Consider the following 6,639-nt stretch of genomic DNA (forward strand, 5'->3'; position numbering starts at 1 on the left):
CAATATATAGCAAATTAGTATTGTTAGTCAAAAACTTGACAGTTATTTAGGGTTAAGGTTTATATGGATCGTACAGCATTAGTGCCACTCGGTAATCAAGTCGTCGTAATAGGTTTGGATGGGCAGCTGAGAGTCCTTGCAGAAGGACAGCAGCCTCTACCAGGTGAAGTGATAGTGGCAATGACAGATGCTGCGCCTCAAGACCTGAAAATTCAGCTTGCTCAAGAGCAAGGTTTAAAAGATATTTCAGACGATGTAGCACAGATTATTAGTGCTATTGAGCAAGGTCAAGACCCTTCTGCTTTTGATGAAGAACTCGCACCTGCAGCGGGTGAAAATAGTGGCTCCAGTTTGCAAAATAGTGCCACGATTGTACGAGATACGAGATGGTACTGAAGTGCTAGCCTCAACAAACTTTGAAACTATTGGCCTAGAATCCCTCGGCTTATCTGAAACACAAGCGTTGACCTTAAATGACTTCTTCACAACAGGTATCGAGACAAGTGGGGATGGCTCAAGTAAGCCACTTACTAATTCTCCAGTGACATTAAGCGCTGTTGAGGAAGATAGCGATCCAATCACGATAACTACTGAAGAATTACTATCGAATGTCAATATTGATGATGCCGATACTCTTGTCATTACAAACGTCACTATTGAGAGTGGGAATGGCACCTTAATTGATAACAGCGATGGCTCTTGGACTTACATCCCAGAAGCTGATGATGACACTGAAGTGTCATTCTCCTATGACATCATTGATGATGATGGTGGTGTTATTAATGGCACTGCTAACTTAGATATTACGCCTGTTAATGACGCGCCAATAGCAACTAATGATGCGATTCAAACTGACGAAGATTCCCTGGTTGTAATTGATGTGCTCGCTAACGACAGTGATATTGAAGGTGATGATTTAATCATTACCTCTGCTTCTGTACCAGAAGAGCAAGGTATCGTTGAGATTATCGATGGTAAGCTTGTTTTCACTCCGGCTGAAAATTTCAACGGTAATGCAACGATTAGCTACACCATCTCAGATGGTGAGTTAGAGGATGAAGCTCAAGTTTCGGTAACAGTAAACTCAGTTAACGATGCGCCTATTGCCTCTAATGATACAACAATTACAGAGGAAGATAGCTCAGTAACGATTGATGTCCTGCCAAACGACACCGATATTGATGGTGATAAGCTGTCGATTGAATCAGCGTCTGTGCCGAGTGACCAAGGTTCTGTCGAAATTATTGATGGAAAACTGGTGTTCACACCGGCTGAGAACTTCCATGGTGACGCTGTAATCTCTTACACCGTGACCGATGGTTCGCTGACTGACCAAGCGACGGTCAACGTCACCGTAAATGCGGTGAACGACACGCCTGTGGTTGAAAGCAGCATTGCAGACCAAGCCTTGGCGGAAGACTTTACGCCATACAGCATCGATCTAAATACCGCTTTCAGCGATGTGGATAACGTGGATGGCGAGTTAACGTTTAGCGTCTCTGGCAACAGCAACGTGTTGGTGTCGATTGAAAATGGCATCGCGACCATTAGCCCAACGGCAGACTGGAACGGCTCTGAAGCGCTGACCTTTACTGCCGCCGATCCAAGCGGCGAGAGCGTTAGCCAAACGGTGAACTTCACGGTAGCGCCTGTGGCGGACATCGTGGCAGATAAAGCGACGGTTGTGGAAGACACACCAACCATCATTAAGGTTTTAGATAACGACACGTTCGAAGGCAACGATAAAGTGGTGTCGCTGGATACCAATCACGGCCCAGCCAACGGCACGGTCTCGGTCAACCCGGATGGCAGCGTCACTTACACACCAAACGACAACTTCCACGGCACAGACAGCTTCATCTACATCGTTACGTCCGGTGGGGTATCAGAGTCCACCACGGTGAACGTCGATGTGACGCCAGTGAACGATGCGCCAGTGGCAAACGATGATACCGCTGTTACTGACGAAGATACACCAGTGACGATTGATGTTCTGCCAAACGACACCGATATTGATGGCGATACGCTGTCTATTCAATCGGCTTCCGTACCTGAAACACAAGGTACAGTTGAGATTGTTGACGGCAAACTGGTGTTCACACCGGCCGAGAACTTCAATGGTGATGTCGAAATCACTTATACCGTCACCGATGGTTCGCTGACTGACCAAGCCACGGTCAACGTCACCGTGAATGCGGTGAACGACACGCCTGTGGTTGAGAGCAACATTGCAGACCAAACCTTGGCGGAAGATTTCACGCCATACAGCATCGATCTAAATACCGCTTTCAGCGATGTGGATAATGTTGATGGCGAGCAGAGCTTCAGCGTCTCTGGCAACAGCAACATTCAAGTGGCGATCGTCAATGGGATTGCTACGTTCACTCCAACGGCAGACTGGAACGGCTCTGAAATCCTAACGTTTACGGCTACTGATCCAAGCGGTGAAAGCGTCAGCCAAACGGTGAACTTCACGGTAGCGCCTGTGGCGGACATCGTGGCAGACAACGCGACGGTTGTGGAAGATACGCCAACCATCATCAAGGTCTTAGGTAACGACACGTTCGAAGGCGACGACAAAGTGGTGTCGCTGGATACCAATAACGGTCCAGCCAACGGCACGGTCTCGGTCAACCCGGATGGCAGCGTCACTTACACGCCAAACGACAACTACCACGGTACAGACAGCTTTACCTACATCGTCACTTCCGGTGGGGTATCAGAGTCCACCACGGTGAACGTCGATGTCACACCAGTCAATGACGCGCCAGTGGCGACCAATGACAATGCCGTTACTGACGAAGACACGCCAGTGACGATTGATGTCCTGCCAAACGACACCGATATTGATGGTGATACGCTGTCTATCCAATCAGCGTCTGTACCTGAAGCACAAGGCACAGTCGAGATCGTTGACGGCAAGTTGGTGTTCACGCCAGCTGAGAACTTCAATGGCGACGCCGAAATTACTTACACCATCACCGATGGTGCACTGACTGACCAAGCTACGGTCAACGTCACCGTAAATGCGGTGAACGACACGCCTGTGGTTGAAAGCGGCATTGCAGACCAAACCTTGGCAGAAGACTTTACGCCATACAGCATCGATCTGAATACCGCTTTCAGCGATGTGGATAACGTGGATGGCGATCTGAGCTTCAGCGTCTCTGGCAACAGCAACATTCAAGTGGCGATCGTCAATGGGATTGCTACGTTCACTCCAACGGCAGACTGGAACGGCTCAGAAGCGCTGACGTTTACGGCTACTGATCCAAGCGGTGAAAGCGTCAGCCAAACGGTGAACTTCACAGTGGCGCCTGTGGCGGACATCGTGGCAGATAAAGCGACGGTTGTGGAAGACACGCCGACCATCATTAAGGTTTTAGGTAACGACACGTTTGAAGGCGACGATAAAGTGGTGTCGCTGGATAGCAATAACGGTCCAGCGAACGGCACGGTCTCGGTCAACCCGGATGGCAGCGTGACCTACACGCCGAATGACAACTACCACGGTACAGACAGCTTCACCTACATCGTCACCTCCGGTGGGGTATCGGAGTCCACCACGGTGAACGTCGATGTCACACCAGTCAACGATGCGCCAGTGGCAAACGATGACGCGGCAACAACACAAGAAGATACCGCTGTCACGATTGATGTCCTACCAAACGATACTGACATCGATGGCGATACGCTGTCGATTGACTCGGCATCTGTGCCGAGTGAGCAAGGGACAGTCGAGATTGTTGATGGAAAACTGGTGTTCACACCGGCTGAGAACTTCAATGGCGATGCTAAAATCACTTACACCGTCACCGATGGTTCACTGACCGACCAAGCGACGGTTAACGTCACCGTGAATGCGGTGAACGACACACCTGTGGTTGAGAGCAACATTGCAGACCAAACCTTGGCGGAAGATTTCACGCCATACAGCATCGATCTAAATACTGCTTTCAGCGATGTGGATAATGTGGATGGCGAGCTGAGCTTCAGCGTTTCTGGTAATAGCAACATTCAAGTGGCGATCGTCAATGGTATTGCTACGTTCACTCCAACCGCGGACTGGAACGGCTCTGAAATCCTAACGTTTACGGCCACCGATCCAAGCGGTGAAAGCGTCAGCCAAACGGTGAACTTCACAGTAGCGCCTGTGGCGGACATCGTGGCAGACAACGCGACGGTTGTGGAAGACACGCCGACCATCATTAACGTCCTAGGTAACGACACGTTTGAAGGCGACGACAAAGTGGTGTCGCTCGATACCAATAACGGTCCAGCGAACGGCACGGTCTCGGTCAACCCGGACGGCAGCGTGACCTACACGCCGAACGACAACTACCACGGCACAGACAGCTTCACGTACATCGTTACCTCCGGTGGGGTCAGTGAATCCACCACAGTGAACGTCGATGTGACGCCAGTGAACGATGCGCCAGTGGCAAACGATGATACCGCTGTTACTGACGAAGACACGCCAGTGACAATTGATGTCCTGCCAAACGACACCGACATTGATGGCGATACGCTGTCTATCCAATCGGCTTCCGTACCTGAAACACAAGGTACAGTTGAGATCGTTGACGGAAAACTGGTGTTCACACCGGCCGAGAACTTCCATGGTGACGCCGAAATTACTTACACCATCACCGATGGTGCACTGACCGACCAAGCGACGGTCAACGTCACCGTGAATGCGGTGAACGACACGCCTGTGGTTGAAAGCAACCTCGCAGACCAAACCTTGGCGGAAGATTTTACGCCATACAGCATCGATCTAAATACCGCTTTCAGCGATGTGGATAATGTGGATGGCGAGTTAACGTTTAGCGTCTCAGGCAACAGTAATGTCAATGTCTCAATAGAAAATGGTATTGCTACGTTCACTCCAACCGCAGACTGGAACGGCTCAGAAGCGCTGACCTTTACGGCCACCGATCCAAGCGGCGAGAGCGTTAGCCAAACGGTGAACTTCACGGTAGCGCCTGTGGCGGACATCGTGGCAGACAACGCGACGGTTGTGGAAGACACGCCGACCATAATTAACGTCCTAGGTAACGACACGTTCGAAGGCGACGATAAAGTGGTGTCGCTCGATACCAACAACGGTCCAGCTAACGGTACGGTCTCGGTCAACCCGGATGGCAGCGTGACTTACACGCCAAACGACAACTACCACGGTGCAGACAGCTTTACCTACATCGTTACGTCAGGTGGGGTATCAGAGTCCACCACGGTGAACGTCGATGTGACGCCAGTGAACGATGCGCCAGTGGCGACCAATGACAATGCCGTTACTGACGAAGACACGCCAGTGACGATTGATGTCCTGCCAAACGACACCGATATTGATGGTGATACGCTGTCTATCCAATCGGCGTCTGTGCCGAGTGAGCAAGGGACAGTCGAGATTGTTGACGGCAAGTTGGTGTTCACGCCAGCTGAGAACTTCCATGGTGACGCTGAAATTACTTACACGATTACTGATGGTGCACTGACTGACCAAGCAACGGTCAACGTCACCGTGAATGCGGTGAACGACACGCCTGTGGTTGAAAGCAACATTGCAGACCAAACCTTGGCGGAAGATTTTACGCCATACAGCATCGATCTGAATACGGCCTTCAGTGATGTGGATAATGTTGATGGCGAGCTGAGCTTCAGTGTCTCTGGCAACAGCAACATTCAAGTGGCGATCGTCAACGGTATTGCTACGTTCACTCCAACCGCGGACTGGAACGGCTCAGAAGCATTGACCTTTACTGCTACCGATCCAAGCGGTGAAAGCGTTAGCCAAACGGTGAACTTCACAGTTGCGCCTGTGGCGGACATCGTGGCAGATAAAGCGACGGTTGTGGAAGACACGCCAACCATCATCAAGGTCTTAGGTAACGACACGTTCGAAGGCGACGACAAAGTGGTGTCGCTGGATACCAACAATGGACCAGCTAACGGCACGGTCTCGGTCAACCCGGATGGCAGCGTGACCTACACGCCGAATGACAACTACCACGGTACAGACAGCTTCACCTACATCGTTACGTCGGGTGGGGTATCAGAGTCCACCACGGTGAACGTCGATGTCACACCAGTCAACGATGCGCCAGTGGCAAACGATGACACGGCCATTACTGACGAAGACACGCCAGTGACGATTGATGTCCTGCCAAACGATACTGACATCGATGGTGATACATTACGTATTGACTCGGCGTCTGTGCCGAGTGACCAAGGGACAGTTGAGATTGTTGATGGCAAACTGGTGTTCACACCGGCCGAGAACTTCCATGGTGATGCCGAAATCAATTACACCATCACCGATGGTTCGCTGACTGACCAAGCGACGGTCAACGTCACCGTGAATGCGGTGAACGACACGCCTGTGGTTGAAAGCAACATTGCAGATCAAACCTTGGCGGAAGACTTTACGCCATACAGCATCGATCTGAATACGGCCTTCAGTGATGTGGATAACGCCGATGGTGAGTTAACGTTTAGCTTCTCAGGTAACAGTAATGTCTATGTCTCAATAGAAAATGGCATCGCGACCATTAGCCCAACGGCAGACTGGAATGGCTCAGAAACCCTAACCTTTACCGCCACCGATCCAAGCGGCGAGAGCGTTAGCCAAACGGTGAA

The 6,639-nt window shown here is 50.8% G+C and carries 2 protein-coding genes; both read left to right on the plus strand.

Going from position 1 to position 6,639, the window contains the following annotated elements; genetic code table 11:
- The first annotated feature begins 63 nt into the window (after positions 1–63).
- A complete protein-coding gene (locus R8N49_RS13825) occupies positions 64–396 on the plus strand; it encodes a hypothetical protein (RefSeq protein ID WP_318190006.1) in 333 nt (110 codons plus the stop codon).
- Positions 371–6,639 (plus strand): tandem-95 repeat protein (locus R8N49_RS13830; RefSeq protein WP_318190007.1); only part of this gene is annotated, 6,269 nt, incomplete at its 3' end. The genes R8N49_RS13825 and R8N49_RS13830, both read left to right, overlap by 26 nt.

The organism is Vibrio sp. 1978 (assembly GCF_033344345.1).